The sequence below is a fragment of the Sphingomonas sp. URJC2 genome, from assembly GCF_059803575.1.
Genome location: NZ_JAPFGX010000001.1, coordinates 64907 through 90598, shown reverse-complemented (window position 1 = coordinate 90598; position 25692 = coordinate 64907). Strand labels below are relative to the sequence as shown.

General features: G+C 68.4%; 25 protein-coding genes and 1 tRNA gene. 9 read left to right on the top strand and 17 right to left on the bottom strand.

Annotation, left to right across the window (positions count from 1 at the left end; all coding sequences use genetic code 11):
- Positions 1 to 80: 80 nt before the first annotated feature.
- Positions 81 to 156 (top strand) — tRNA-Val (locus tag OPU66_RS00440).
- A gap of 35 nt (positions 157 to 191) precedes the next feature.
- On the opposite strand, the gene OPU66_RS00435 is transcribed toward OPU66_RS00440, so the two are convergent.
- The 5 genes from OPU66_RS00435 to OPU66_RS00415 form a co-directional block, all read right to left on the bottom strand.
- Positions 192 to 1133, bottom strand: coding sequence for a hypothetical protein (locus OPU66_RS00435; protein ID WP_498551629.1), 942 nt, complete (start codon positions 1131 to 1133; stop codon positions 192 to 194).
- Between the two features lie 115 nt (positions 1134 to 1248).
- Positions 1249 to 2679, bottom strand: a complete 1431-nt coding sequence (locus tag OPU66_RS00430; protein WP_498551628.1) for an NAD(P)(+) transhydrogenase (Re/Si-specific) subunit beta — start codon at positions 2677 to 2679, stop codon at positions 1249 to 1251.
- 5 nt (positions 2680 to 2684) lie between these two features.
- Positions 2685 to 2966: a proton-translocating transhydrogenase family protein gene (locus tag OPU66_RS00425; RefSeq protein WP_498551627.1), complete on the bottom strand. Its 282-nt coding sequence runs from the start codon at positions 2964 to 2966 to the stop codon at positions 2685 to 2687.
- Between the two features lie 118 nt (positions 2967 to 3084).
- Positions 3085 to 4215: an NAD(P) transhydrogenase subunit alpha gene (locus OPU66_RS00420; RefSeq protein WP_498551626.1), complete on the bottom strand. Its 1131-nt coding sequence runs from the start codon at positions 4213 to 4215 to the stop codon at positions 3085 to 3087.
- 4 nt (positions 4216 to 4219) lie between these two features.
- Positions 4220 to 4345, bottom strand: coding sequence for an aa3-type cytochrome c oxidase subunit IV (locus tag OPU66_RS00415; protein ID WP_498551625.1), 126 nt, complete (start codon positions 4343 to 4345; stop codon positions 4220 to 4222).
- A 147-nt stretch (positions 4346 to 4492) separates the two neighbouring features.
- On the opposite strand from OPU66_RS00415, the gene OPU66_RS00410 reads away from it, so the two are divergent.
- Positions 4493 to 5914, top strand: a complete 1422-nt coding sequence (locus tag OPU66_RS00410) for a sigma-54-dependent transcriptional regulator (protein WP_498551624.1) — start codon at positions 4493 to 4495, stop codon at positions 5912 to 5914.
- Between the two features lie 7 nt (positions 5915 to 5921).
- Here OPU66_RS00410 and folP read toward each other — a convergent pair whose 3' ends face one another.
- From folP to glmM, 6 genes are all read right to left on the bottom strand, one after another.
- Positions 5922 to 7001: a dihydropteroate synthase gene (folP, locus tag OPU66_RS00405; protein WP_498551785.1), complete on the bottom strand. Its 1080-nt coding sequence runs from the start codon at positions 6999 to 7001 to the stop codon at positions 5922 to 5924.
- Positions 7002 to 7015: 14 nt separating this feature from the next.
- Positions 7016 to 8155, bottom strand: a complete 1140-nt coding sequence (locus tag OPU66_RS00400; RefSeq protein WP_498551623.1) for a site-specific DNA-methyltransferase — start codon at positions 8153 to 8155, stop codon at positions 7016 to 7018.
- 216 nt (positions 8156 to 8371) lie between these two features.
- A complete protein-coding gene (rnhB, locus tag OPU66_RS00395; RefSeq protein ID WP_498551622.1) occupies positions 8372 to 8980 on the bottom strand; it encodes a ribonuclease HII in 609 nt (202 codons plus the stop codon).
- A gap of 4 nt (positions 8981 to 8984) precedes the next feature.
- A complete protein-coding gene (gene thiD, locus OPU66_RS00390) occupies positions 8985 to 9755 on the bottom strand; it encodes a bifunctional hydroxymethylpyrimidine kinase/phosphomethylpyrimidine kinase (protein WP_498551621.1) in 771 nt (256 codons plus the stop codon).
- Positions 9752 to 9976: a DUF1272 domain-containing protein gene (locus OPU66_RS00385; protein WP_498551620.1), complete on the bottom strand. Its 225-nt coding sequence runs from the start codon at positions 9974 to 9976 to the stop codon at positions 9752 to 9754. The genes thiD and OPU66_RS00385 overlap by 4 nt, the downstream gene beginning before the upstream one ends.
- Complete coding sequence (gene glmM / locus OPU66_RS00380; protein WP_498551619.1) at positions 9976 to 11313, bottom strand: phosphoglucosamine mutase; 1338 nt, start codon at positions 11311 to 11313, stop codon at positions 9976 to 9978. Before glmM ends, OPU66_RS00385 begins: the two co-directional genes overlap by 1 nt.
- A gap of 52 nt (positions 11314 to 11365) precedes the next feature.
- On the opposite strand from glmM, the gene OPU66_RS00375 reads away from it, so the two are divergent.
- The gene (locus OPU66_RS00375) at positions 11366 to 12361 is read left to right on the top strand and encodes an aldo/keto reductase (RefSeq protein WP_498551618.1); all 996 of its coding nucleotides are present in this window, start codon (positions 11366 to 11368) and stop codon (positions 12359 to 12361) included.
- A gap of 59 nt (positions 12362 to 12420) precedes the next feature.
- Here OPU66_RS00375 and OPU66_RS00370 read toward each other — a convergent pair whose 3' ends face one another.
- The 5 genes from OPU66_RS00370 to OPU66_RS00350 form a co-directional block, all read right to left on the bottom strand.
- The gene (locus OPU66_RS00370; RefSeq protein WP_498551617.1) at positions 12421 to 13149 is read right to left on the bottom strand and encodes an NnrU family protein; all 729 of its coding nucleotides are present in this window, start codon (positions 13147 to 13149) and stop codon (positions 12421 to 12423) included.
- A gap of 40 nt (positions 13150 to 13189) precedes the next feature.
- A complete protein-coding gene (locus OPU66_RS00365; protein WP_498551616.1) occupies positions 13190 to 14491 on the bottom strand; it encodes an amidohydrolase family protein in 1302 nt (433 codons plus the stop codon).
- Positions 14488 to 15894, bottom strand: a complete 1407-nt coding sequence (locus OPU66_RS00360) for an amidohydrolase (protein ID WP_498551615.1) — start codon at positions 15892 to 15894, stop codon at positions 14488 to 14490. Before OPU66_RS00360 ends, OPU66_RS00365 begins: the two co-directional genes overlap by 4 nt.
- A complete protein-coding gene (locus tag OPU66_RS00355; RefSeq protein ID WP_498551614.1) occupies positions 15881 to 17674 on the bottom strand; it encodes a peptide MFS transporter in 1794 nt (597 codons plus the stop codon). The genes OPU66_RS00360 and OPU66_RS00355 overlap by 14 nt, the downstream gene beginning before the upstream one ends.
- Before the next feature lie 62 nt (positions 17675 to 17736).
- Positions 17737 to 18705: a M48 family metallopeptidase gene (locus OPU66_RS00350; RefSeq protein ID WP_498551613.1), complete on the bottom strand. Its 969-nt coding sequence runs from the start codon at positions 18703 to 18705 to the stop codon at positions 17737 to 17739.
- A gap of 57 nt (positions 18706 to 18762) precedes the next feature.
- On the opposite strand from OPU66_RS00350, the gene OPU66_RS00345 reads away from it, so the two are divergent.
- From OPU66_RS00345 to OPU66_RS00335, 3 genes are all read left to right on the top strand, one after another.
- Entirely contained in the window at positions 18763 to 19344 is a 582-nt protein-coding gene (locus OPU66_RS00345; RefSeq protein WP_498551612.1) for a nitroreductase family protein, read from the top strand.
- A gap of 43 nt (positions 19345 to 19387) precedes the next feature.
- Positions 19388 to 19726, top strand: a complete 339-nt coding sequence (locus tag OPU66_RS00340) for a GntR family transcriptional regulator (protein ID WP_498551611.1) — start codon at positions 19388 to 19390, stop codon at positions 19724 to 19726.
- Between the two features lie 124 nt (positions 19727 to 19850).
- A complete protein-coding gene (locus OPU66_RS00335) occupies positions 19851 to 20603 on the top strand; it encodes a metallophosphoesterase (RefSeq protein ID WP_498551610.1) in 753 nt (250 codons plus the stop codon).
- A 103-nt stretch (positions 20604 to 20706) separates the two neighbouring features.
- Here OPU66_RS00335 and OPU66_RS00330 read toward each other — a convergent pair whose 3' ends face one another.
- A complete protein-coding gene (locus OPU66_RS00330; RefSeq protein WP_498551609.1) occupies positions 20707 to 22413 on the bottom strand; it encodes an acyl-CoA dehydrogenase in 1707 nt (568 codons plus the stop codon).
- 43 nt (positions 22414 to 22456) lie between these two features.
- On the opposite strand from OPU66_RS00330, the gene OPU66_RS00325 reads away from it, so the two are divergent.
- The 3 genes from OPU66_RS00325 to wecB all read left to right on the top strand — a co-directional run bounded on the left by OPU66_RS00325 (position 22457) and on the right by wecB (position 25674).
- Positions 22457 to 23383 (top strand): L-threonylcarbamoyladenylate synthase, encoded by a 927-nt coding sequence (locus OPU66_RS00325; RefSeq protein WP_498551608.1) that lies wholly within the window; start codon positions 22457 to 22459, stop codon positions 23381 to 23383.
- 3 nt (positions 23384 to 23386) lie between these two features.
- On the top strand, positions 23387 to 24382 hold the full coding sequence (locus OPU66_RS00320) for a GDP-mannose 4,6-dehydratase (protein WP_498551784.1): 996 nt from the start codon (positions 23387 to 23389) through the stop codon (positions 24380 to 24382).
- Positions 24383 to 24534: 152 nt separating this feature from the next.
- On the top strand, positions 24535 to 25674 hold the full coding sequence (gene wecB / locus OPU66_RS00315) for a non-hydrolyzing UDP-N-acetylglucosamine 2-epimerase (protein WP_498551607.1): 1140 nt from the start codon (positions 24535 to 24537) through the stop codon (positions 25672 to 25674).
- Positions 25675 to 25692: the final 18 nt, after the last annotated feature.

Sequence of the window (25692 nt, the reverse complement as noted above, 5' to 3'; positions counted from 1 at the left end):
AGCGGCCGCACCGGCCGCCGCACTTGCCCGGCAGGTCATGATCGGGCAGGAGCGGCGGCAGTGTACCTAGGCAAGGCGCCGGGCGGTTAGCTCAGTTGGTAGAGCATCTCGTTTACACCGAGAGGGTCGGCGGTTCGAACCCGTCACCGCCCACCATCAAAACAGCGATCTGGCCTGATCGCGCGGGACCGTCAGTCCGGCCGCCAGCCCAGTTCATGCGCCTGCTCGAACCATCGCAGCAGCCCGGCCAGCGCCGGTTCGGACAGATCGATGAAGATCCGGCGGCCATCGTCGGGATCGGCGCGGCGCACCAGCAGGCCGTGATCGGTCATCATCCGGATCCAGCGCAGCGCGGTCGTCGACGGCACATTGGCGGCGATGCACAGGCTCGATACCGCCACCGATACGCCTTCCAGCCGGGCGGCAAGCAGATCGAGCATCATGTCCCAGGCGGGATCGGCGAACAGGGCATCGCTGAACCCCTGCCCGCGCAGCCGGCGCAGCCGGATCATCGCGCGGACGTGCCGGGCGGCAAGGCGTGGCGGCGCATCGGGCACATCCGCCGACCCGTTTCTCAGCATCCCCGACATGTCGGCCAGCGCGGCCGCGATCCGCGCGGTCTCGTCGCTCAGCCGGCTCAGCCGCTCGGCTTCGTGGCGCAGCCCCTGTTCGAACAAACGCTCCCGCGCGGGAAACAGCGCCGATCGCAGCGCCGCCAGCCGGTCGAACGGCGACGGATCGCACAGCAGCTCGACCTCGCGGGCGGTGATCGTTGCCATCACCGTGTCGATGAGCGGGGCCGGAAAGCACACCACCGCGCGCAGCCGCCCGCTCCGCGCGGCCTCGTCCGCCCATTGCAGAAGTTCGGGGCCCCAGGCTCCGGCCCAGCCATCCAGCTCGATGACCGCGGCGGCCGCGCGCACCTGCGCATCGAGCCGGGCGCGGCCTTCCGACAGGGCAGCGGTGCCGACCACACGGCCCCCGGCATCGGCGACAAGATGCGCGGTCAGCGCCCGCGCCTCGCCCCGGTCCGCGACCACGATCACCGCCGGTGCATCCGACCATGGGGCCTCGGCATCAAGGCCGCCCTGCTGCCGCTCGGGCAAGCCGATCAGGTCTCCGCCCGCCATCATCCCGTTCCCCGCATTGCCGGGCAAGACTGGCGCGGCATGAACGATCTGTCAGCCCACGCATCCGAACCGGATGCGGTTTCAGGCGAGACGGGGGGTGGGGCGGCAAGACCGCGCCTCAGTCGAGCGACTTGACGATTTCCTCGACCATTTTCTTGGCGTCGGCGAGCAGCATCATCGTGTTGTCGCGGTAGAAGACCTCATTGTCGACGCCGGCATAGCCGACCCCGCCCATTGAGCGCTTCACGAACAGCACGGTCTTGGCCTTTTCGACGTCGAGGACGGGCATGCCATAGATTGGCGAGGTCTTGTCGGTCTTGGCCGCCGGGTTGGTGACGTCGTTCGCGCCGATGACAAAGGCGACATCGGCCTGGGCGAATTCGGAGTTGATGTCCTCCAGCTCGAACACCTCGTCATAGGGCACGTTGGCTTCGGCCAGCAGCACGTTCATGTGCCCCGGCATGCGCCCGGCGACCGGGTGGATCGCATATTTGACCGAGACGCCCTTTTCCTTGAGCTTGTCGCCCATTTCGCGCAGCGCGTGCTGCGCCTGGCTGACCGCCATGCCATACCCGGGGACGATGATGACGCTTTCGGCCTCGCCCATCAGGAAGGCGGCGTCTTCGGCCGAGCCGCGCTTCCACGGCCGGTCGATCTTGGCCGCACCCGCGCCGCCCGCTCCCGCATCGGCACCGAAGCCGCCAGCGATCACCGAAATGAAGCTGCGGTTCATCGCCTTGCACATGATGTAGCTGAGGATCGCGCCCGAGCTGCCGACCAGCGCACCGGTGATGATCATCGCCGAATTGCCGAGCGTGAAGCCCATCGCTGCCGCCGCCCAGCCGGAATAGCTATTGAGCATGGAGACGACGACCGGCATGTCCGCGCCGCCGATCGGGATGATCAGCAGGAAACCGATGACGAAGGCGAGCGCGGTGATCCACCAGAACAGCTGACCGCCGCCCGAGGCCGCGCCTTCGCTGAGCGTGAAGGCGATGATCAGCCCGATGATCGCGCCGCCGATGGCGAGATTGAGCAGATGCCGCGCCGGCAGCAGGATCGGCGCGCCCGACATGTTGCCGTTGAGCTTCAGGAACGCGATCACCGACCCGGAAAAGGTGATTGCACCGATGGCAACGCCCAGCCCCATTTCGATCCGGCTGACGGCAAGGATGCGGCCGGCCGCGTCGGTGATGCCGAACGCCTCCGGGTTGAGGAACGCCGCCGCCGCGACCAGCACGGCAGCAAGGCCGACCAGCGAGTGGAAGGCGGCGACGAGCTGAGGCATCGCCGTCATCGCGATCCGCCGCGCCATCACGATGCCGATGACCGCGCCGATGCCGATGGCACCCGCAATCTCGATCAGCCCGGCATCATGATGCTGCCACAGCGTGGTCCCCACCGCGAGCGCCATGCCCACCATGCCATAGCGGTTGCCCGCCCGGCTGGTCGACGGGCTGGACAGGCCGCGCAGCGCGAGAATGAAACAGATGCCCGCGATCAGATAGGCGAGCGCGACGAGCGGATTGACCGGTGCGGCTTCATGCATGGCGCTTACCGGTCCTTCTTCTTGTACATGGCGAGCATCCGCTCGGTGACGGCAAAGCCGCCAAAGATGTTGACCGAGGCGAGCACGACGGCCAGCAGCCCCAGCCATTTCGACACCGCGCTGCCGCCGGCCGCGCCCGCGATCAGCGCGCCGACCACGATCACCGAGGAGATCGCGTTGGTCACCGCCATCAGCGGCGTGTGCAGCGCCGGGGTGACCGACCAGACGACATAATAGCCGACGAAACAGGCCAGCACGAAGATCGAGAGGATCGAAATGAAGGTCATCGGGCGTGCTCCGCAGCCGGATTGATCGAAAAAAGGCGCTGACCGCCAGCGCGACAGCGCGCTGCCCGCCCCGCAGGATCGGGACGGGACACGGCCATCATCGCCGCACGCGCTCCGCTCACCCGAGCAGCCTTGCGTTGACCACCTGGCCGCCGCGCGTCAGGCGGATGGCCTGGGTGATCTCGTCGTCATCGGGCAGCACCGGGGCCTTGCTGTCCTTGTCCCAGAAGGCGGACAGAAAGTTGAACAGGTTGCGCGCGAACAGCGCCGAGGCATCGGCGGCAAGCCGGCTGGGCACGTTCCTGTGGCCGACAATCTTGACGCCGTGGCGCACCACGATTTCCCCGGCAACCGCGCCCTCGACATTGCCGCCCTGTTCGACCGCGAGATCGACGATGACGCTGCCCGGCTTCATCGAGGCAACCTGCGCATCGCTGATCAGCCGCGGCGCGGCGCGGCCGGGGATCAAAGCGGTGGTGATGACGATGTCCTGCTTGGCGATGTGCGCGGACACCAGCTCCGCCTGCGCCGCCTTATATTCATCGGACATTTCGGTGGCATAGCCGCCCGAGCCTTCGCCCTCGATGCCCTTCACATTCTCAACGAAGATCGGCTTGGCACCCAGCGACATGATCTGTTCGCGGGTCGCGGACCGCACATCGGTCGCCGACACCTGCGCGCCCAGCCGGCGGCCGGTGGCAATCGCCTGCAGCCCGGCAACGCCGACGCCCATCACGAACAACTTGGCCGCGGACACCGTGCCCGCCGCCGTCATCATCATCGGGAAGGCACGGCCATATTCGGCGGCAGCATCGAGCACCGCCTTGTATCCGGCCAGGTTCGACTGCGACGACAGAATGTCCATCGACTGCGCACGGGTGATGCGCGGCATGAACTCCATCGCCAGCGCCTCGACGCCCAGCGCGGCATATTGATCGACGCGCGCCCGCTCCCCGAACGGGTTGAGACCCGCGACCAGCAGCGCACCGGGCTTCACGCCCTGAAGGCTGTCGGGCGGCGGCCCCTGCACGCCGAGCAGGATGTCGGCACCGGCAATCGCCTCGCCGCGCGACGCGATGGTCGCGCCGGCGGCGGCATAATCGGCATCGGCGATCTGGGCGCCGGCACCTGCACCGGTCTCCACCGTCACCGCCGCGCCGAGGCCGGTGAACTTCTTGACGGTTTCGGGGGTTGCGGCGACGCGCTTCTCGCCGTCCGCATGCTCATTGAGGACGGCGATCCGGGTCAAGGCCTCAGCCCGCCACCAGGCCGACGACCACGGCCGTCACGATCACCACCAGCACCGTGCCCCACTTCACCAGGCCGATAAAGCCCGAATAGGTTTTCTGTTGCGCCTGGATGTCGCCGTTGATCGCCATTTTCATTCCATTTCGTTGCACGTGTCGCACGGTCTTAGCCAGCAAGGCCGCGCCACCGCAAGGCCCGTTTTGGACCGCGCTTAACACCCCCTTTACGGTGCCGACTGTATCAGGGCTGGACAGTTCTGACGCAGCAACGAGGAACAGATGGCCCGAGGCGACACACGGATGCTGATGCTGGTCGATGACGAACCGGCCCAGCGGCGTCTGGTCGGCGCCATTGCCGGCCGTGCCGGCTGGCGCACGCTGTTCGCCGCCGATGGCGCGGCCGCGCTCGACATTCTGGCGACGCAGGACGGGATGCTGCTCGATGCGGTGCTGATCGACCAATATGGCCCCGGCGAACAGACAATCGATCTGATCGCCACGCTGCACGCCCGCCGCCCGGCGCTGCCGATCCTGTTGCTGACCGCGCATGGCTCGATCGACGTGGCGGTGGCGGCGATGCGCGCCGGCACGAGCGATTATCTGATCAAGCCCATCGCGCCCGACCGGCTGCTCGCAGCGCTCGATGCCGCAACGGCCAGCCGCGCCAATGTCGGCGAGCTGCGCCCGCTCACCGAAAAGATCAATGTCGCGCTCGGCTTTGACGAGATTGTCGGCTCCGCGCCGCAATTCCGTGCCGCGCTGGCAATTGCCGCCAAGGCGGCGCGCGCGCGGGTGCCGGTGCTGGTCGAGGGCGAAAGCGGCGTCGGCAAGGAAGTGGTGGCCGAGGCGATCCACGCCGCCAGCCCGCGCGCCAAAAAGGGGCTGGTCGCCGTCAATTGCGGTGCCATTCCCGGCAATCTCGTCGAATCCGAGCTGTTCGGCCATGAACGCGGCGCGTTCACCGGCGCGTTTGAACGGAAGATCGGCCGGTTTCAGGAAGCCGATGGCGGCACTTTGTTCCTCGACGAGGTCGGGGAGCTGCCGCTCGAGGCGCAGGTCAAGCTGCTGCGCGTGCTGCAATCGGGCGAGATCCAGCCGATCGGCGCGCGCGTCACCCGCGATGTCGATGTCCGCGTGATCGCCGCGACCAACAAGAAGCTGGTCGACGAGGTCGCCGCCGGGCGGTTCCGCGAGGATCTCTATTACCGGCTGAACGTCGTGCAGGTGACGATCCCGCCGCTGCGCGAGCGCAAGGGCGACATCCCTGCCCTTGCCCGCCATATGCTGACTCGGATCGCCGGCCAGCCGGGGATGCGCAGCCTGGGCATCACCGACGAGGCGCTGGCGCTGCTGATGGCCTATGACTGGCCAGGCAATGTCCGCCAGCTGCAGAACGCCTTGTTCCGCGCCGCGGTGCTGTGCGACGGCGATGCGCTGACATCGGCCGATTTCCCGCAGATCGCGCTGCACACGATGGACGGCCTGCCCCAGCCGCTCGCGCCGCAGGGCGGGATCGGCGTCACCCTGTTCGAACCCGATGGCCATATCCGCAATCTGGAAGCGATCGAGGCCGATGTGATCCGGCTGGCCATCGGCCATTATCGGGGGCGGATGACCGAGGTTGCCCGGCGGCTGGGGATTGGCCGCTCGACGCTGTACCGCAAGCTCGGCGAACTCGGCATCGGCGACGCCGCCGCCTGACCGGCGATCAGATCGCCGCGCCGAAACTCTGGCTAAGGGCCTGATCGCGCAGCCCGCGCCACACGCGCAGCGCCTGCACGGTTTCGGCGACGTCATGAACCCGCACGATCTGCGCGCCCTGCTCCACGCCCTTGAGCGCCAGCGCGACCGATCCGCCAAGCCGCTGGTCGGCCGGGGCCTCGTTCGACAGCGCGCCGATCATCCGCTTGCGGCTGGCGCCCAGAAACAGCGGGCAGCCAATGCCGTGCAGCAGCGCCAGCCCGTTCAGGATCGCCAGATTATCGGCCAGCGTCTTGCCAAAGCCGATGCCCGGATCGACGAGGATGCGCGACCGGGGCACGCCCGCGGCTTCGACCGCCGCCACTCGCGCCGCCAGCCAGTCGAACAGCTGCAACAGGGGCTGCGCGCCCAGCGTCTGCCGGTGCAGATCGCGCGGATCGCCGGCATGCATGAGTACGATCGGGCAGCCCGCAGCGATCACCGTACCAAGCGCGCGATCATCGCCGAGCAGCGCCGACACATCGTTGACGATGACCGCCCCGGCGGTGAGCGCCGCCGCCATCACCGCGCCGTTGCGGGTATCGACCGACACCGCGACCCCGGCACGGGCGAGCCGTTCGATCACCGGCACCACGCGGGCGATCTCATCCCCCTCCCACACCGGCTCTGCGCCGGGGCGGGTCGATTCCCCGCCGACATCGACCAGCGCCGCCCCCGCCGCCGCCGCCATGACGCCGGCCGAGGCCGCCGCTTCGGGGTCGCCGGCATGGACGCCGCCATCGGAAAAACTGTCGGGCGTGACATTGAGGATCGCCGCCACCTGCGGCTGATCGAACCGGATCGTGCGCTCGCCAAGCTGGAGCGGCGGGCGCGGCGCGGCCAGCGCGGCCCTGACCGGCTGCACCGCATCGGGCAGCGCATCGGCCTCTGCCACCGGCACCAGCCGGCGCGCGGTGATGCGCCCATCCTGAACGACCGTCAGTTCATAGGCGCTGTGCCACACCAGCCCGCCGGCCAGCCGGGTGACCTGCCCGTCAAACCCGACCGGCGTGTCGACGAACCCGGTCGGGCGCAGATAATGGCGCAGCGTCACGGACCGGCTCAGGGCTGGGTGGCGAGCAGATAGGTCTGGCGCAGCGCGTCGATCGGCTTCAGCCCGTCTTCCGCCTCATAATGCCAGAAGGTCCAGCCATTGCATGACGGCGCGCCCTGCAGGATCGCCCCCAGCCGGTGGATCGATCCGCTCGCCGCGTCGCTGACCAGCGATCCGTCCGCGCCCACGGTGGCGCGGAAGCGGCGCTTGGCATCGGTCAGCACGGTGCCGGGGCGGATCATCCCGGTTTCAACCAGCAGGCCGAACGCGACGCGCGGCGCGGCGGCCGGCGACTGCATGGTGCGTAGCGCCGATTCATCGAGCGGCAGCGCCGCGGCGATGCGTTCGCGCGCAACCTCGACATAATCGGCCTCGCGCTCGATCCCGATCCAGTGCCGCCCCAGCCGCTTGGCAACCGCGCCGGTGGTGCCGGTGCCGAAAAACGGATCGAGCACGACATCGCCCGGCTTGGTGCAGGCGAGCAGCACCCGGTAGAGCAGCGCCTCGGGCTTCTGCGTCGGATGCGCCTTGGTGCCGCCGCGCTTCAACCGTTCCTGCCCGGCGCAGATCGGCAGCACCCAGTCGGAACGCATCTGCAGCTCGTCATTGAGCGTCTTCATCGCCCGGTAGTTGAAGGTGTAGCGCGCATCCTCGCTCTTCGACGCCCAGATCAGCGTTTCATGGGCATTGGTAAAGCGCGTGCCCTTGAAATTGGGCATCGGATTGGCCTTGCGCCAGATGATGTCGTTGAGGATCCAGTAGCCGGCATCCTGGATCGCCGCGCCGACGCGGAAGATGTTGTGATAGCTGCCGATCACCCAGATCGTGCCATTGTCCTTCAGGATTCGCCGCGCTTCGGCCAGCCAGGCGCGGGTGAAACGGTCATAGGCCTCGAACGTGTCGAACCGGTCCCAGTCATTGGTGACCGCATCGACCCGGCCGCCCTCGGGCCGGTAGAGGTCGCCGCCCAGCTGAAGATTGTAGGGCGGATCGGCGAAGATCATGTCGACGCTGCGCGCCGGCAGCGCGCGCATTGCGGCGATGCAGTCGTCCATCAGGATCTGGTCGAGCGGCAGGACGGGTGCGGCGTCACGCGCCTGTTGCGTGCGCGCGCGACCGCGCCGTTCGATCTTCGTCAAAACGCCCATAAAATGTTCCTGCATCCGGTGTTGACACCGGCATGAGTCACCGCGACTCGGCGGTCAACCCGGAACAGGCAGAGAACAAAGCAGCCCTGTGCGGCGCTGGTGGCGGCGGCCACAACCGATTGAGTCCGCCGCGACTCGCGGGACTCAACGGCTTGTGGTGTGGCCCAAAAGACTCACGCCTGAATGAATGCGCGCAGCGACGAAAAAAGCCGCTCCTCAGCCGGCCCCCGCCACGTCCTGCAGCGCCGCCGCCACCGGGGCAAAGCTCGTCCGGTGCAGCGGCGTCGGGCCGAGCGTGCGCAGCGCGGCCATATGCACGGCCGAGCCATAGCCCTTGTGCGCGGCAAAGCCGTAACCGGGATAGGCCCGGTCGGCCGCGATCATCATCTGGTCGCGCTCATGCTTGGCGATGATCGACGCTGCCGCGATCGACAGGCTCAGCCGGTCGCCGCCGACCAGCGCGCGCGACGGCCAGTCCCAGCGCGGCAGCCGGTTGCCATCGACAAGCACGAACGCCGGCGTTGCGCCCAGCGCCGTGACCGCGCGGGTCATGGCAAGCATCGTCGCGGCAAGGATGTTGAGCTGGTCAATCTCCTCGACCTCGGCGATGCCCAGCCCGACATCGGCACAGGCGCGGATGGCATCGGCCAGCGCCGCGCGGCGCGATGCGGTCAACCGCTTGGAATCGTCGATTCCGTCGGGCAGCCTGCTGGCGGGCAGGATGACCGCGGCGGCGACCACCGGCCCGGCCAGCGGCCCGCGCCCGGCTTCGTCGACCCCGGCAACGGGCGCGGGGCAGGCCTGTTCATGCACCAGATCGGGCATTGGTTCAGCCCCTGCCGATCAGATCGAACGGCACCGCGCCCAGCGCATGGCCGAGCGGCCCGTGACCGCGCCCCAGCCCCGGCGCGGCGGCAAGTGCGGCGCGCACGAAATCGACCGCGCGCACAAAGGCTCGTTCTGCCGACAGCCCTGCCCCCAGCCCGGTCGCCAGCGCGGCGGCAAAGGTGCAGCCGGTGCCATGGCTGTGGCGCGTGGCGATCCGCGGCGCTTCGACCCGCGCCAGCTCGCCACCCGGCCCGATCAGCCGGTCGATGACCATGTCGCCCGCGCCATGCCCGCCCTTCGCCGCGAGCAGGCAGCCATGGCCAAGCACCGCCGCTTCGCCGCCCAGCGTGTCCAGTTCGGGCAGATTGGGGGTCACGACCGTCGCCAGCGCCATCAACCGGCCAAGCGCGGCGACCGTCGCCGCATCGGCCAGCCGCGCACCACTGGTTGCCACCATCACCGGATCAAGAACCAGCGGCACCGCCAGCCCGGCCAGCCTCGCCGCGACCGCATCGACGGCGTCGGCCGATCCGATCATGCCGATCTTGACCGCATCGACGCCGATATCGCCAATCACCGCGTCGATCTGCGCGACGATCATCTCGGACGGCACCGGCAGCACCGCATCGACGCCGCACGTGTTCTGCGCGGTGATGGCGGTGATCGCGGTCATCGGATGACCGCCCAGCATCGTCACCGTGCGGATATCGGCCTGGATGCCCGCACCACCGCCCGAATCCGACCCGGCGATGATCAGGATGCGCGGGATCACCCGGCGAACCGGCGCTGCGTATCGGCCGGATGGCGCGCCAGCGCCGTCCCGGTGCGCGTCGGCCGGTCGAGCAATTCGCCGCCGCAATTCGGGCAATGCTCGTCAAGGCTGTCGGCGCATTCGGCGCAGAAGGTGCATTCGAACGAGCAGATGAACGCCCCCGGCGCATCGGCCGGCAGGTCGGTGCCGCAGCGTTCGCAATCGGGGCGCATCGCCAGCATCAGGCGACCTCCGCCACGGCCGCGCAGATGCTGTCGACCACCCGTTCCACCTGGCCGGCATCATCGCCTTCGGCCATCACGCGGATCAGCGGCTCGGTGCCCGACGGGCGGATCACCAGCCGGCCCTTGCCGTCCAGCTCGGCCTCGGCCGATGCGATCGCCGCCTTGACCCGCGCATCGTCGAGCGGCCGGCCGCCGCCGAAGCGGACATTCTTGAGCAGCTGCGGCACCGGTTCGAACTGGCGCAGCAGCTCGCTGGCCGGGCGGCCGGACTGGACCAGCTCGGCCAGCACCTGCAACCCCGCGCCCAGCCCGTCGCCGGTCGTCGCATGATCGGACAGGATAATATGGCCCGATTGCTCGCCGCCGACATTGAAGCCGCCCGCGCGCATCCGTTCAAGGACATAGCGGTCGCCGACCTTGGTCCGCTCCAGCGTCAGCCCCTCGGCCGCCAGCCGGCGTTCCAGCCCCAGATTGGACATGACGGTCGCCACCAGCCCGCCGCCGCGCAGCTTGCCCGCCCGGGCCCAGCTGGTCGCGATCAGCGCCATCAGCTGGTCGCCATCGATGATCCGCCCGGCCTCGTCGACCACGATCAGCCGGTCGGCATCGCCGTCAAGCGCCAGGCCGATATGCGCGCCGCTGGCGACCACGGTTTCCTGCAATGTCTGCGGCGCGGTCGACCCGCAGGCCTGGTTGATGTTGGTGCCATTGGGCTGCACGCCCAGCGGTACGACCTCGGCCCCCAGCTCCCACAGGGCAGCGGGCGCGACCTTGTAGGCGGCGCCATTCGCGCAATCGACCGCGACCTTCAGCCCGTCGAGCCGCAACCCCTCGGGAAAGCTCGATTTGACCGCATGGATATAGCGCCCCTGCGCATCGTCGACGCGCCGCGCCCGCCCGGTCCGCTCGGCCGCGGCCAGCAACGGGTCGGCGTCGAGCAGCGCCTCGATCGCCAGTTCGTCATCGTCGGACAGCTTATAGCCATCGGGGCCGAACAGCTTGATGCCATTGTCGGCAAAGGGATTGTGGCTGGCCGAAATCATCACCCCCAGATCGGCGCGCATCGAACGGGTGAGCATCGCCACCGCCGGTGTCGGCATCGGCCCTACCAGCACCACGTCCATGCCCACGCTGGTGAAGCCCGCGACCAGCGCCGGTTCGATCATATAGCCCGACAGGCGGGTGTCCTTGCCGATCACCACGCGGTGGATATGGTCGCCGCGCAGGAAATGCGCGCCCGCCGCCATGCCCACCCGCATCGCCATCGCCGCCGTCATCCGATCGGTATTCACCCGGCCGCGAATGCCGTCCGTCCCGAAAAATTTGCGCGCCATGCCCGTCCGTCTCATGAATGGTGGCAAGACCCCTAGCGCGAAGGAGAGGCCAGTGAAATATCGCACCCTGGGTCAGGGCCTGGAAGTATCGGCCATCGGGGTCGGCTGCATGCCGATGATCCGCGACGGCAACATCAATTATGGCGGACCGGCCGATCCCGGCGAGGCGATCCGCACTATCCATGAAGCGATCGACCTGGGCGTCACCTTCCTCGACACGGCCGAGATTTACGGGCCGTTCCAGAATGAGGAACTGGTCGGCGAGGCGATCAGGGACCGGCGCGACGGGCTGGTGATCGCGACCAAATTCGGTTTCCGCTTCGATGGCGGCCAGATCACCGGGGTGGATTCGACCCCGGCCAATATCGCCCGCGCGGTCGACGGCTCGCTCAGGCGGCTCGGCATCGACACCATCGATCTTTATTATCAGCACCGGGTCGACCCGGCGGTGCCGATCGAGGAGGTGATGGGCACGCTTGCCGACCTCGTCCGCGCCGGCAAGATCCGACATATCGGCCTGTCGGAAGCCGGACCCGCGACGCTGCGCCGGGCGGCGGCGGTGCACCCCGTCACCGCGCTGCAAAGCGAATATTCGCTGTGGGAACGCGATGTCGAGAGCGACATTCTGCCCACCTGCGCCGAACTCGGCATCGGCTTTGTGCCCTATTCACCGCTCGGGCGTGGATTCCTGACCGGCCAGATCCGCAGCCGGGCCGACCTGCCCGAAGGCGACTGGCGGCACAATGATCCGCGCTATTCGGACGAAAATCTGCTGGCCAATCTGCGCATCGTCGATGCCATCGGCACGGTTGCGGCGCGCGTCGGCGCAAGCCTGGCGCAGGTCGCGCTCGCCTGGCTGATCGCGCAGGGGCCGCACATCGTGCCGATCCCCGGCGTCAAGCGGCGCGAAACGATGCGCGACAGCGTCGCCGCCGCCGATCTGGAACTGAGCGCGGCCGATCTCGCCGAGCTTTCAGCCGCCGTACCGCCCGGCGCTGCGGCTGGCCCGCGCTATGGCGAGCGCGGGCTGCGGATGGTCAGGCTGTAGAGCATTTTCAAGCCGGGTTGAAACACCCGGCGACTCGGAAAATGCGGTAAGTCAAAGGCCTAGAGCGGCCCATCCGATGCAATCGGATCGGCCGCTCTAACCGTGACATCCCCGGCCTCGGCCCAGATGCCGACGGCCGGGGCACCCGCCACCGGATGCAGCCAGGTGGCGGCGAGCCACAGCGCCACGCCCGCTGCCAGCACCCGCCAGCCGGGCCAGAGCGCGCGAAGCGGGGCAGGCCCGGTGAACGGCACAAAGGCGGTGCGCGCGCGCCAGCCCGGCCAGAAATCGGGCTGGAGCCGGGATTTCTTGGCATCCTGCCCGGCCGCGCCGACCAGCGCGAGCAGGGCAATCCCCCCGGCAAGGATCAGCACCGAGGGCTGGGGCCAGATCAGCCCGTGCACCAGCGCCCACAGCGCAAATCCCCACATCATCGGATGGCGGGTGATCGCCAGCACGCCGCGCGGGCCGGCGGGATCGTGCGGCATGCCCGGCAGCGCCGGATTGCCGACCATCGATCCCGCCAGCAAAATGCTGGCAACCAGCATCACCCCGCTTGCGACCGGCCAGGCCCAGCCGGGGGGCGACCACAGAAACGCCTCCGGCCCGATGCGCTTGAGCGCCCAGACCATCAGCCCGAACGTGGCGAAGGCGACCAGCGAATACAGGCCCTGAAAGCCCTTTTCGCCCAGCCGCGCGACCAGCGGCGCGCGCAGCGGATGGGACAGAAGCAGATGCGTGCCGACAAAGCCGCCCACGCCCAGCCAGACCGCCGTCAACCCGTTCATCCGCTCCTCCCCGGTTCGTCTTCGCTTCGCCCGCCCGGCCTCAGCGCTGATAGGCCTTGGGCAGATCGCCTTCCTGCGGCTGGAGATAGCGGTCGCGCAGCCGCGTCTGGCGGGTGCCGAGCGGCTGTTCGACGCCGTCGATCCACACCCGCTCCGCCTTGCTTTGCAGCTCCAGCGGATCGCCGCTCCACAGCACCACGTCGGCGCGCCGGCCCGGACGCAGCGAGCCGATCTCGCCGCCCAGCCCCAGCGCCTCGGCAGGCGCAGAGGTGATCGCGGCCAGCGCATCGCCCCAGCTCATCCCGCCGGCCCCCGGAATGCGCGACAGGGCAACCAGATTGCCGGCATATTGCGCGGCATAGCGCGCCTGCCGCGCCTCATTGTCGTCGATCATCCCGATCCCGACGGTGACGCCCGCCGCGCGCAGGCGGCCGATATTGGACTGGGTGGCGGCCAGCATCTCGAACGAGGCCGGCAGGTCGTTGAGCGCCGAGGCGAGCACCGGCACCCGCGCCGCCGCAATCTCGCGCGCGACCATCCAGCCTTCGGACGCGCCGACAAGCACGAGGCGCAGCGCCGCGAAATCGCGCTTCAGACGCAGCACGGTCAGGATATCCGACGCGCTTTCGACATGGACGAGCAGCGGCACCCGGCCTTCGACCACAGCGACAAGCGCCGCGGCATCGGCTGCCGGCAGCAGCGCATCCTTGCTGTCGCCGCCATAGCCGGCCGGATTGCGCGCATAGCTTTGCGCCGCGCGCAGCTTGGTGCGGAACTCGAGGATCGCCGCCGGGCGGCTGCCCCCGGCCGTGCGCGCGCCCGCCTCGCCCAGCTCGACGAACTGGAAGGCGCGCGGCACCGTCACCGCATCCATGTCCGCGCCGGTGTCGATCACCGCGCCCTGCCCGGCGAAAATCTCGTTCGCGGTTTCGGGGGCGACGACCGCACGGGTCACGCCACCGGCACGGCTGACGGCAATGGCCGACACGCGCGGGTTGATCCCCGGCTCGATATCGATCGCCGCCGAATAGGGCGAACCGCGCGCGGCGGTGTCGTTGGTGTCGTCGACCGCATCGACCTCGACCAGCCCCAGCCGGCTGAACCCGGCGACAAAGCCGGGCGCGACCCATTTGCCGGTCGCATCGATCACCCGCGCCCCCGGCGGCACCGCGACCCCGGCCCCCGCCGCGACGATGCGCCCGTCACGCAGGATGACATTGCCATTGTCGACCGGTGCCGATCCGTCGCCCAGCGCCACGCGCCCGCCGACAATCGCCACCGTTTCGGCCCCGGCCGGAACCGCTGCGGCCAGCGCCGCCCCCAGCATCAGCAGCGCCTTCATTTCGTGTCTCCCTCACCGGGCTGGCCGAGTTCGAAATCGCTGACCGGACGGCGTTTCGGATCGCGCGCGTCGTAAAGCAGCGCCCCGTCGATCCACACCTTTTCAGGCCGGGTATAGACGCTGAACGGATGGCCGTTCCACAGCACCAGATCGGCCATCTTGCCGGGCTTCAGGCTGCCGGTGCGGTCGGCAATGCCCATCGCCCGGGCCGGATTGATCGCCAGCCAGGTCCAGGCGACCTCATCGGGAATGTCGATGCCGATGCGGCGGCCATTGGCGAGTGCCTTGGCGGTTTCCTGATTAAGCCGCTGGATGCCATTGGCATCGTCCGAATGGGTGATGGCACACGCCCCGGCGCGGTGGACGAGCGGCAGATTCTCGTTGATCGCGTCATAGGCTTCCATTTTGAAGCCCCACCAATCGGCCCACAGCGCCGAACAAATGCCGTTGTCCCGCAGCAGATCGGCGATCTTGTAGCTTTCGACCGCATGGTGGAAGGTCGAAACCTTGTAGCCGAACTCCTTGGCCATATCGATCACGATGGCCATTTCATCGGCGCGGTAGCAATGGTTGTGGACGAGGATCTCGCCCGCCAGCACGCCGCGCAGCGTGTCCATCGCAATGTCGCGGGCGGGCGGCTCGCCGCCGTCCTTTTCATATTTGTCCCAGCGCCGCTTATATTCCTGCGCGCGCGCCCAGGTCTGGCGGTCGACGGCGACATTGCCCATGCGCGTCGCCGGCATCTGGTTGCGCGAGCCATAGACGCGCTTGGGGTTCTCGCCGCACGCCATTTTAAGGCCATAAGGCGCGCCGGGGAACTTCATCCCCTGCATCGTGCGCGCCGGCACATTTTTGAGCGTGACCGAGCGGCCGCCGAACAGATTGGCCGAACCGGGCAGGATCTGAAGCGTCGTCACCCCGCCATTGGCAAGCGCGCGCGAAAAGCCCGGATCCTGCGGCCAGACGCTGTGTTCGGCCCACACCTCGGCGCGGACCGGGCCGGTCGCCTCATTGCCGTCCGAATGGGCCTGCACGCCGGGCGAGGGATAGTCGCCCAGATGGCTGTGAATGTCGATCACGCCGGGCGTCAGCCATTTGCCGGTGCCGTCGATCACATTGGCCCCCGCCGGGGCCTCGACCGTCTGGCCGACGGCGACGATCTTGCCACCGGCAAACAGCGCCTGACCGCGCTCGATCCGCCCGCCCTCGCCGTCGAAAATGGTGACGTTGGTCACCAGCGTCGCGACGCCCGGATAGGGCTTGTAGGTCGATGGAAAGGGATCCGGATCGATCTTGACCGGGGCGGCTCTGGCGGTGGCCGGCGCGGGCTTGGCCCCCGCGGTCGCGCAGCCGACAAGCGTCAGCGCGACCAGGCTGGCCGTGGCGAGTTTATTGAACACCATGCATCCACTTCCTGATGATCGGTGAGAAGACCAGCAACACCACGCCAATCGCCATCGATGCGATCCCGATGGTCGAAAACACCCCCGCATAGGTTTCAAGGCTGACCTTGAGGTTGGTCACCTGCCCGCCGACCGTCTCGACGCTCGCCACCTGCGCGACGATGCCGGCGACATATTGCGCGACCGAGATCGACAGGAACCAGACGCCCATCATCAGCCCGACAATGCGGGCGATGGACAGCTTGGTGATCATCGACAGCCCGACCGGCGAGATGCACAGCTCGGCCGCCGAGTGGATGAAATACAGGCCAGCCAGCCACCAGATCGCGACCTTGAAATCAGGCCCGGCAAACTGCGCGCCCCAGACGAGGAACAGGAAACCCGCGCCCACGCCCATCAGCGCGATGGCGAACTTGATCGGGATGGTCGGCTCGATCCCGCGCCTCGCAAGCGCATTCCACAACAGGCTGAACACCGGCGCGAGCGCGACGATGAACAACGCGTTGAAGAACTGCGTCTGGCCGGCGGAAATGCTGAACAGGCCGAAAATCGACAGATCGGTGTTGCGATCGGCAAACAGCGTCAGCGACGAACCGGCCTGTTCGAACAGCGTCCAGAACACGACATTGAACACGATCAGCGTCATCGCCGCCAGCATCATCTGGAACTCGGCCTTGTCGCCCGCGCGCGCCGCCCAGATCAGGATGCCGGGCACCGAGACCAGGAAGGTGCCGAACAGCAGCTTGCCCATCAGCGGCAGCGACATCAGATAACCGGTGATCCCCGCCCCCGGCTCGGGCCGGGGCGCGCCCATCAGGTTCCAGAACAGGAACAGCGACACCGGCACGGCCGCGATTGCGCCCAGATAGATCAGGATCGTCCGGTCGGGACCGGACGCGGCTGGCGTTTCGCCATAGCCGGCCAGGCGGCCGCCATCGAACTGGATCAGCGCCCATGACGCCAGCATCCCGAGCGCCGCCAGCCCGAAGCCCGCCCACCAGCCGACCGTGTCGGCGAGCAGCGGGCAGAGCAGCTGCGACAGCAGCGAGCCGAGGTTGATCCCCATGTAGAAAATCGTGAAGCCGGCGTCGCGGCGCCGGTCGCCCTGCGCATAAAGCTCGCCAACGATGGTCGAGATGTTGGGCTTGAAGAAACCGTTGCCGATGGTGACCATCGACAGGCCGAGCAGCATCAGCAGCACAAAGCTTGTGTCGCGGTCGGCCTCGCTTTTGAAACCGCCCTTGGCAACGGTGCGCGCGACCGAGCCGTCGGCGCGCAGCAGCGCGACGCTGCCATCGTCATTGCCCTTGATCAGCAAGCGGTCGTCGCCATCGATCACGTAACGGCGCTCATCACCACTGCTCGTCGGCCGGTCGGCGACATTCTCGGTCCGCATTTCGTAACGCTGGCCGTCGATCACCGCATGCGGCTTGGCGGTCTCGCCGCCGAAGCACAGGATGAAATAGCCGAGCGCCATCAGCACGGCCCCGAACTTCACCGATTTCTTCGCGCCCAGATAACGATCGGCCAGCAGCCCGCCGACCAGCGGCGTCAGATAGACGAGCGCGGTGAAGCCGCCATAAAGCCCGCCGGTCGTCTGATCGCTGAACAGGAAGTGCTTGGTGAGATAAAGCGCGAGCAGCGCCCGCATCCCGTAAAAGCCGAAACGCTCCCACATCTCGGTGGTAAACAGCCGCGCCAGCTGCCGGGGATGGCCGAACCATTCCGCGCCGCCTGCCGCCTCCGGCCCGCCCGACGCGCCGGCATTGACATTGCCCATGTTTGAAACTGCTCCCTGGATAGTCCCATCGGCCGCCTGACGCGGCTCTGTCGACCGCGACCCTAGCGCGGAAACGCGCGCTGTGAAGCGTTAACTTCGGGCGGCAGGATCGGCGCGCCTGCCGCCTGGAGCGCGCGGATCCGGGCGATTTCGACCTGCGCCTTGGCCACGCGGTCACGCCAGCCGTCATGCGTGCCGTCGGAGAAAATGCCGGGGTCGGCCTTGCGGCCCAGCCGTTCCCAGAAAGCGGGCGCGGCGGCGATGTCGAACCCGGCGCGCGCCATCAGATAGAGCGCCCAGCGATCGGCCTCCTCCTCGGTCGCGCGCACCCGACGCGCGCCTTTGCCCAGCCCCGCAAGCAGCCCGCGCGACACGCCCTGAGCATCGAGCCGCGCCTTGTGGCCCAGCAGATTGTGCGCAAGCTCATGCGCGACGATCAGCGCCAGCTCGTCATCGGTCGCGGCAAAATCGGCCAGCGCGCCCGACACCTGCACGTAAACCCCGTCCGCCGAGGCATTCAGCCGCCCGCCGGGCTGAAGCTGGAAGCGCGTCCGGCATCCCGGTGTCGGCAGGATGCTGAGTGTCATCGGCCGCCCGTCGCGCAGGATTTCCAGATCGAGCCGTCCCCGCGCCAGTGCGGCCTCGATCTGCGTCTCGACCGCCGCCATGCGCTCAAAGCCGCGCGCCTTGCCCGGCGGCGGCACCTCGGCCCCGTCGATGGCCGCCAGCATGTCGCCCGGCCGCAGCCCCGCCGCCGCCGCCGCACTGCCATCCAGCACGGCGACCAGGGTCGGTAGATCGCCAAGACCAAGCGCCGACCGTGCGGACGCGTGCAGTTCGGGCGCATATTGGACGATGTCCTGCACGACGAAGCCGGGGTTGCTGAGCACGGCCGCGCACGGCCCGGCCCGCGCCAACCGGTCGCCGATCCGCGCGACGCGCACATCCTCGGCGATCAGCGCGCGCAGGCCCGCGGGATCGGCGGTCTCCGGCGCGGCAGCCGTCAGGGCGAGAACAAGGGCAAGCCACATGGGCCCAAGCATAGCCGCGCGATTGCCCGCCGCCAGCCCAGCTGTTAGCGCCAGCGCATGACTTTTAACGACGTCTCCTCCCCGCAATCGCTGCTCGCCACCCGCCGCTCGGGCAAGCCGCGCGACATGATCGCCCCCGGCCCCGATGCCGGGCAGCTGCACGCCATCCTGTCGGCGGCGATGCGCGTTCCCGATCATGGTAAGCTTGCGCCATGGCGGTTCGTGGTGATCGAGGACCGCGCCGCCTTTGCCACGCTGTTGCAGGATGCATTCCGGGCACAGCGCGGCGCTGCGGCAGATGGCAGCAGCGACGTCGCCGCCATCGACCAGTTCGCCCATCAGGCGCCAACGCTGGTCGCGGTGCTGTCGACGCCCGTGCAGCCGAGCAAGATCCCGCTCTGGGAACAGCAGCTTTCGGCCGGGGCCGCCTGCATGAATCTGGTGACGGCAGCGACCGCGCACGGATTTGTCGCCGGCTGGCTGACCGGCTGGGCGGCATTCGACACGCAGGTGTGCGCTGCGCTGGGCGGGCGTGAGGGCGACCGGATCGCGGGCTTCATCTATCTCGGTTCGCCCGCCCAGCCGCTCGAGGAACGGCCGCGCCCGGTTTACCACGATGTCGTCCGCCACTGGCCTTGACCGGGCTTGACGTGGCGCACTGTGTTAGGGCAGTGAAGCACATATGAGCAGCGAGCGGCCCGTCTATCTCCAGCTCCGCGACCGGATCGCCGATGCGATCCTCGAGGGGCGCTATGGCGATGGTGACATGCTGCCATCGGTGCGCGCCTTTGCCGCCGAACAGGGCGCGAACCCGCTGACCGTCGCCAAGGCCTATCAGCTGTTTCAGGAAGAAGGGCTGGTGGTGGTGCGGCGCGGCGTCGGCATGTTCGTGGCCGAAGGCGCGACCGAAAGGCTGCTCGAAAGCGAGCGCCGCGCCTTTATCGACCAGCAATGGCCGCGCATCCGCGGCGTCATCGAACGGCTGCGGATCGACCCGGCCGAACTCTTCGCCCGCGCCTGACGCACCGCCCGGCGGCTTTGCCGGGTCCGCTCATCTGGCATTCAGCGCCGGATCGGCTATAGCGCGGCGCGGCATGGCCGGTGCATTTCCGTGCAAAGCCGCAATTGGCGAGAACGACGACAAAATGGTTCTTGGTCTTTTCAAACGCGCGCCGGCGCCGCCTCCCGCCGCCATTCCCGCCGGCCAGCGCATCTATGCGATCGGCGATGTGCATGGGCGGCGCGATCTGCTCGACGATCTGCTGTTCCGCATCGATGCCGACGACCGGGCACGCGGAGCCGCCGACAGCCAGCTGATCTTTCTGGGCGATCTGGTCGATCGCGGGCCGGATTCGGCCGGCGTCGTCGAACGGGTGCGCACGCTTGCGGCCAGCGGCCGCAAGGTCCGCGTGCTGATGGGCAATCACGAGGAAGTGTTTTTGAAGGCGCTGACCGGATCGGGCGAGGCGCTGCGCTTTTTCGTGCGCATCGGCGGCCGCGCGACCATCCTCAGCTATGGCATCGGCGAGGATGAATATAATGCGCTCGATTTCGACGAGCTGGCGGCGCGGCTGGCGGAAATCGTGCCGGCCGCCCATGCCGATTTCATTGGCGGTTTCGAAGACCGGATCGTCATCGGCGACTATCTGTTCGTCCATGCTGGCATCCGCCCGCGCGTGCCGCTCGACGCGCAGCAGGGCGGCGACCTGCGCTGGATCCGGGGCGATTTCCTCGATTATCGCGGCGACCATGGCCATATCGTCGTCCATGGCCACAGCATCACCGACACGGTCGATGAACAGCCGAACCGCATCGGCATCGACACCGGGGCCTATCGGTCCGGCCGCCTGACCGCGCTGGGGCTTGAGGGCACCGGGCGCTGGTTCATTCACACCTGAGCGATGTTCCCGGGAGCCACGCCCCCGGGAACAGGATGAAGATCTAGACATTCGCGCAAGGGCGCAAGCTCAGGCGGCGCCGGCCCGCGCCCGAACCGGCCCCTCAGGCCGCTAGCGTCTCCGCATCGAGCTGGTAGAACAATGCCGCACCGCCGCGCGCGGCCGCTTCCAGCCCCGCCGCCTCGGGCACGACATGGTCGAGGAAATAGCGCGCCGCGACCTGCTTGAGCGCGGCAAAGCCGGGATCGGTCGCCTCGGCGGCCGCGATCCGCGCCTGCCGCGCCATCAGCCAGCCGGCGGTCGCCACCGACAACATGGTGGTCAGCGGATAGGAGCCGGCGAGCCGGTCGTCGACCGAGGCTTCGTTGCCGAGCATCCAGCGCGCGACCGATTCGATGCCGTCGAGCAGCGCCATCAGCCCGGCCTCGTCCCCCGCCTCGGCGCGGATATCGGCGATCAGCGATGCGAACACCTGCCCGCCATCCATCGGCAGCTTGCGGTTGACCAGATCGGCCGCCTGAATGCCGTTGGTGCCTTCATAGATCGGGGCGATGCGGATATCGCGGTAATGCTGGGCCGCGCCGGTTTCCTCGACAAAGCCCATGCCGCCATGGATCTGCACGCCGAGCGAGGCGACCTCGCAGCCGATATCGGTGCCCCACGCCTTGGCAAGCGGGGTCAACAGGTCGAGCCGGGCGCGCGCCGCATCGTCGCCCAGATGGGCGCGATCGGCCTGGCCGGCGGCATAATAGACGAGCGCGCGCGCCGCCTGGGTGAGCGAGCGCATCCGCACCAGCATCCGCCGGACATCGGGATGCTCGATAATCGGCCGGCCGAGCTGGACCCGGTCGCGCGCATAGCCGAGCGCCTGCTGGGTCGCGCGCTCGGCGATCTGCACGCCCTGCAGGCCGACATTCAGCCGGGCATTGTTCATCATCGTGAACATCGCCCGCATGCCCGCCATTTCCGCGCCGATCAGCCAGCCATGGCAATCGTCATTGTCGCCAAAGCTGAGCGTGCAGGTGGGCGAGGCGTTGATCCCCAGCTTGTGTTCGATCGACACGCAGCGGACATCGTTGAACGCGCCGGGCGTGCCATCGGGGTTGAGCCGGTATTTGGGGACCAGAAACAGCGAAATCCCCTTGGTCCCGGCGGGCGCGCCGGGCGTACGGGCCAGCACCAGATGGACGATATTGTCGGTCAGGTCATGCTCGCCAAAGGTGATGTAGATTTTCTGCCCCTTGATCCGCCAGCTGCCATCGCCCGCCGGGGTCGCGCTGGAACGCAGCGCGCCGACATCGGACCCGGCCTGCGGCTCGGTCAGGTTCATCGTGCCGTTCCATTCGCCGCTGATCAGCTTGGGCAGCCAGGTCGCCTGCTGCTCGGGCGAGCCATGCGCGACCAGCGCCTCGATCGCGCCCGGGGTCAGCATGTTGATGAGCGAAAAGCCCATATTGGCGGTGCCAAGATCCTCCATCACCACCGTCGCCAGCGCATAGGGCAGGCCCTGCCCGCCAAAGTCGACCGGGCCGTTGATCGATCCCCAGCCGCTGTCGACAAAGGCGCGATAGGCAGCCTTGTAGCCCTCGGGCATCGTCACCACGCCGTCCTGCCAGCGCGCGCCGACCGTATCGCCGATGCGGTTGAGCGGCGCATATTCGCCGGCAGCAAACGCCCCGGCACCGTCCAGAATCGCATCCACGGTATCGGGGGTGGCGTCGGCAAAGCCGGGATGCGCGGCCAGTTCCTGGATGCGCACGACATGATCGAGCACGAAACGCTGTTCGGCGACGGGCGGGGTGTAGGTCATGGGGCTCCTTGAGAATGGCTCGGCAAGGCTATAGCGCGGGGCGGTGAGCCGCTCAAACACCCGCATCATCCCGGCCGATGCCGCCGGCATTGCCGAAGCCGCCGTGCTGATCCGTGCGGGCGGTTGCGTCGCCGTGCCGACCGAGACGGTTTACGGCCTTGCCGCCGACGCGACCGACGCCGCCGCGGTTGCCGGCATCTATGCGGCCAAGGGGCGGCCCGCCTTCAACCCGCTGATCGTGCATGTCGACAGCATGGCGATGGCGGAAGAGCTTGCCCGGTTCGACGCCCCTGCCCGCGCCCTTGCCGCGCGCCATTGGCCGGGTCCGCTCACTCTTGTGCTGCCGCATCGCGGCACATTGCCCGCAATCGTGACCGCCGGCCTGCCAACGGTTGCGCTGCGCATGCCCGCGCATCCGGCGATGCGCGCGCTGATCGCCGCTGCCGGCCGGCCGCTTGCCGCGCCATCGGCCAATCTCAGCGGCACGATCAGCCCGACCCGTGCCGCCCATGTCGCCAAGACGCTGGCGGGGCGGATTCCCCTGATCCTCGATGCCGGGGCGACGCCGGCCGGGCTTGAATCAACGATCGTCAAGGTCGCGGACGGCCGGACCGAGCTGCTGCGCCCCGGCCCGATCAGCGCCGAGGATCTTTCGGCGGTGATCCCCGAAGGCATGGCCGCCATCGAGGCCCCCGGGCAGCTGAGCAGCCATTATGCCCCGCACAAGCCGCTGCGCCTCGACGCCCAAACAGCGCGGGAGGACGAATATCTGATCGGCTTCGGCGCGGTGGCGGGCGATGCGACGCTCAGCGCCGATGGTAACCTTGTCGAAGCCGCTGCCCGGCTATTCGACCTGCTCCATCAGGCCGACGAATCGGACCGGGCGCGCATCGCCGTCGCGCCCGTGCCGGCCAGCGGTCTGGGCCTTGCCATCCGCGACCGGCTCGCCCGGGCCGCCCATCGGGGGTAGATGATGACGACATTGGTGACCGGTGCCGCCGGTTTTATCGGCTTTCACCTCACCGACCGGCTGCTGGCGGCCGGCGAGACCGTGATCGGCATCGACAGCTTCGTCCGCTATTATCTGCCCCAGCTGAAGGAAGACCGGGCCGCAGAACTGGCAAAGCGGCATGGCGCGCGTTTCCGGCTGATCCGCACTGACTTTGCCGATCATGACGCGCTCGCCACCGCGCTTGCCGGGCTCGATTTCGCGCGCATCGCCCATCTGGGGGCGCAGGCGGGCGTCCGCTATTCGATCGAAAACCCCCGCGCCTATGCGCAGGCCAATCTGGTCGGGCATCTGAACATGCTGGAGCTGGCGCGCGAGCGCCGGGTGCCGATGGTCTATGCCTCGTCCTCGTCGGTCTATGGCGGCAACACCCAGCTGCCCTTCCGGGTGGAGGACCGGGTCGACCATCCCGTCTCGCTCTATGCGGCCACCAAAAAGGCCGATGAGCTGATGAGCGAGACCTATGCCCATCTCTACCGGATCGCGCTCACCGGCCTGCGCTTCTTCACCGTCTATGGTCCCTGGGGGCGGCCGGACATGGCCCCATGGCTGTTCACCGATGCGATCCTCGCCGGGCGGCCGATCAGCGTGTTCAACCATGGCGACATGCGGCGCGATTTCACCTTTATCGACGACATCGTCGACGGCGTGGTCGCCTGTCTGGACCGCCCCCCGGCCGATGACGGGCAGCCCAAGGCGGGCGGCAGCGTCGCGCCGCACCGCATCTACAATATCGGCAACAGCCGGTCGGAGCCGCTGACCCGGCTGATCGACCTGATCGAACAGGCGTGCGGCCGCCCCGCGATCCGCGAGCACAAGCCGATGCAGCCCGGCGATGTGAAGGACACATTTGCCGATGTGAGCGCGATTGCCGCCGATCTCGGCTATCGCCCGACGACCCCGCTCGATCGGGGAATCCCCGCCTTTGTCGACTGGTTCCGCACCTATCGCGGCGTCTGAGACACGCACTCCGCCGCGTTGGCGTTGCAGGAGAAACATCCGGGACGGATCATTATCCAGCTTTGGTCTTGCCTGACGCATGGTCTGTTGTCCTAAGGACTAACCATCCACTGTCCTCAGGACAGGGACGTGCGGGGGCGTTGATGGCAAGGATGATGTTCATATTCGGCACCCGGCCGGAAGCGATCAAGCTCGCCCCGCTGATCTTGGCGATGCGTGACGATATCCGTTTCGATGTGAGCGTCTGCTTTACCGGCCAGCATCGCGATCTGGCCGGTTCGGCGCTGCAACTGTTCGGCATCGTCCCCGATCATACACTCGACCTGATGACCCAGAACCAGCCGCTCGACACGCTGCTCGGCCGGCTGCTGGCCGCGATCGGTGCAGTGATCGACGAGGTCGCCCCCGATCATGTGATCGTGCAGGGCGACACCGCCAGCGCGCTCGCCGGTGCCCTTGCCGCGCATTATCGCCACCTGCCCGTTGCCCATGTCGAGGCGGGGCTGCGCAGCGGATCGCTCGACCATCCCTGGCCCGAAGAGGCGCACCGGCGGATGATCGCCACCATCGCCGGGCTGCATTTCGCCCCCACGCCGCGCGCGGTGCAGGCGCTGCTCGACGAAAATGTGCCCGCCGCCCGCGTGCACCTGACCGGCAATACCGGGATCGACGCCCTCGAACAGATGCGCGACCGGCTGCGGACCGATCCGTCGCTTGGCAGGCGGGGGAGCGAGCTGGTGGCCGCAGCCGGGGACCGCGCGATTCTGCTCGCGACCTGCCACCGGCGCGAAACGCTGGGAGCGCCGCTTGCCGGCATTGCCGATGCGCTGCGCGGGATCGCTGATGGCGGCGATGTGCAGATCCTGATGCCGCTGCACCCGGCCCCGGCGGTGCGGCAGGCCATCGCCGATGCGCTAGCGGGCGTGCCCGGCATCACGCTGGTCGAACCGCTCGATTATCCGTCGCTGCTGCGCATCGTGGATGCCGCGCGGCTGGTGCTGACCGACAGTGGCGGGCTGCAGGAAGAGGTGCCGGCCTTTGGCGTTCCCGTGCTCGTCCTGCGCGAGACGACCGAACGCACGGAGGCGATCGAGGCTGGGGCGGCCGAACTGGTCGGCCGCGCGCCCGACCGGATCATTGCCGCCACTGCCCGTCACCTTGCCAGACGGGGACCGGACCGCACGCCCCGCTACCCGTTCGGCACGGCGGGAGCCGCCCGGCGGATCAGCGACCTGCTGGCCTCGGCCCGGCCCGGTTCGGCAAGCGCAGTGCGCACCGCGATTCCCGCCTGAGGGGTTCCACCGGGGATC

Excerpts from the sequence above, each read along its gene's own strand:
- OPU66_RS00435 (WP_498551629.1), bottom strand. The coding sequence starts at position 1,133 with ATGATGGCGGGCGGAGACCTGATCGGCTTGCCCGAGCGGCAGCAGGGC.
- OPU66_RS00430 (WP_498551628.1), bottom strand. The coding sequence starts at position 2,679 with ATGCATGAAGCCGCACCGGTCAATCCGCTCGTCGCGCTCGCCTATCTG.
- OPU66_RS00425 (WP_498551627.1), bottom strand. The coding sequence starts at position 2,966 with ATGACCTTCATTTCGATCCTCTCGATCTTCGTGCTGGCCTGTTTCGTC.
- OPU66_RS00415 (WP_498551625.1), bottom strand. The coding sequence starts at position 4,345 with ATGGCGATCAACGGCGACATCCAGGCGCAACAGAAAACCTATTCGGGC.
- OPU66_RS00410 (WP_498551624.1), top strand. The coding sequence starts at position 4,493 with ATGGCCCGAGGCGACACACGGATGCTGATGCTGGTCGATGACGAACCG.
- OPU66_RS00400 (WP_498551623.1), bottom strand. The coding sequence starts at position 8,155 with ATGGGCGTTTTGACGAAGATCGAACGGCGCGGTCGCGCGCGCACGCAA.
- rnhB (WP_498551622.1), bottom strand. The coding sequence starts at position 8,980 with ATGCCCGATCTGGTGCATGAACAGGCCTGCCCCGCGCCCGTTGCCGGG.
- OPU66_RS00385 (WP_498551620.1), bottom strand. The coding sequence starts at position 9,976 with ATGCTGGCGATGCGCCCCGATTGCGAACGCTGCGGCACCGACCTGCCG.
- glmM (WP_498551619.1), bottom strand. The coding sequence starts at position 11,313 with ATGGCGCGCAAATTTTTCGGGACGGACGGCATTCGCGGCCGGGTGAAT.
- OPU66_RS00370 (WP_498551617.1), bottom strand. The coding sequence starts at position 13,149 with ATGAACGGGTTGACGGCGGTCTGGCTGGGCGTGGGCGGCTTTGTCGGC.
- OPU66_RS00365 (WP_498551616.1), bottom strand. The coding sequence starts at position 14,491 with ATGAAGGCGCTGCTGATGCTGGGGGCGGCGCTGGCCGCAGCGGTTCCG.
- OPU66_RS00360 (WP_498551615.1), bottom strand. The coding sequence starts at position 15,894 with ATGGTGTTCAATAAACTCGCCACGGCCAGCCTGGTCGCGCTGACGCTT.
- OPU66_RS00355 (WP_498551614.1), bottom strand. The coding sequence starts at position 17,674 with ATGGGCAATGTCAATGCCGGCGCGTCGGGCGGGCCGGAGGCGGCAGGC.
- OPU66_RS00350 (WP_498551613.1), bottom strand. The coding sequence starts at position 18,705 with ATGTGGCTTGCCCTTGTTCTCGCCCTGACGGCTGCCGCGCCGGAGACC.
- OPU66_RS00345 (WP_498551612.1), top strand. The coding sequence starts at position 18,763 with ATGACTTTTAACGACGTCTCCTCCCCGCAATCGCTGCTCGCCACCCGC.
- OPU66_RS00340 (WP_498551611.1), top strand. The coding sequence starts at position 19,388 with ATGAGCAGCGAGCGGCCCGTCTATCTCCAGCTCCGCGACCGGATCGCC.
- OPU66_RS00335 (WP_498551610.1), top strand. The coding sequence starts at position 19,851 with ATGGTTCTTGGTCTTTTCAAACGCGCGCCGGCGCCGCCTCCCGCCGCC.
- OPU66_RS00330 (WP_498551609.1), bottom strand. The coding sequence starts at position 22,413 with ATGACCTACACCCCGCCCGTCGCCGAACAGCGTTTCGTGCTCGATCAT.
- OPU66_RS00320 (WP_498551784.1), top strand. The coding sequence starts at position 23,387 with ATGACGACATTGGTGACCGGTGCCGCCGGTTTTATCGGCTTTCACCTC.
- wecB (WP_498551607.1), top strand. The coding sequence starts at position 24,535 with ATGATGTTCATATTCGGCACCCGGCCGGAAGCGATCAAGCTCGCCCCG.